The sequence below is a fragment of the Streptomyces carminius genome (genome assembly GCF_002794255.1).
In the GTDB taxonomy this organism is placed as follows: domain Bacteria; phylum Actinomycetota; class Actinomycetes; order Streptomycetales; family Streptomycetaceae; genus Streptomyces; species Streptomyces carminius.
Genome location: NZ_PGGW01000001.1, coordinates 1 through 264 on the forward strand (window position 1 = coordinate 1; position 264 = coordinate 264).

The following is a 264-nucleotide window of genomic DNA, read 5'->3' on the forward strand; positions in this document are numbered from 1 at the left end:
GAGTGCGACGTACGACAGGCTGGTCGACATCCTGGTCGGCCGTTTCGAGGTGGACCGCGCGGAGATCGGTCCCGACACCAGCTTCGAGGACCTCGACATGGACTCGCTGTTCCTGGTGGAGCTGCTGCTGGTGGTCCGCTCCGAGCTCGGTGTCCAGATCGGTGACGACGACGCCTCCCCGGGCGACACCGTCGCGGCCGTCGCCGAGCTGATCGACAGCCGCACCGGCACCTCCGCCGACACCCCCGCCACCTCCTCATGACC

The 264-nt window shown here is 68.9% G+C and carries 1 protein-coding gene; it reads left to right on the plus strand.

The window, feature by feature from the left end; all coding sequences use genetic code 11:
- Positions 1-262: acyl carrier protein (locus CUT44_RS00005; RefSeq protein WP_100199994.1), on the plus strand; the 262-nt coding region annotated here is incomplete at its 5' end.
- Positions 263-264 lie beyond the last annotated feature (2 nt).